The organism is Zoogloea sp. LCSB751, assembly GCF_002028455.1.
Lineage (GTDB): Bacteria > Pseudomonadota > Gammaproteobacteria > Burkholderiales > Rhodocyclaceae > Zoogloea.
Genome location: NZ_MWUM01000614.1, coordinates 1 through 237, shown reverse-complemented (window position 1 = coordinate 237; position 237 = coordinate 1). Strand labels below are relative to the sequence as shown.

General features: G+C 45.6%; 1 protein-coding gene. It reads left to right on the top strand.

Annotation, left to right across the window (positions count from 1 at the left end; genetic code table 11):
* The coding region (locus B4920_RS27925; protein ID WP_216820144.1) for a hypothetical protein at window positions 1-237 on the top strand (237 nt) is incomplete at both ends.

Genomic DNA, 237 nt, shown 5'->3' with positions numbered 1-237 from the left:
GCCTTCTTGCTTGCTTGTACCACATTGTTTTCAGTACTGTTTATTGGCGTTATCCCTGGGATTACCTTGGCGGTGTTACTGGGGTTATTCCAGTTTTTAGCGACTGTGATGCGACCAACGGATCAAGTGTTAGGGCTTGATCATAAAGGGGTTATCCGCAGTGTAGATGATTCAGGCAAGGCTAAGTCTGTGCCTGGCGTGTTTATCTACCGTTTTAATTCACCCTTAACCTACTTC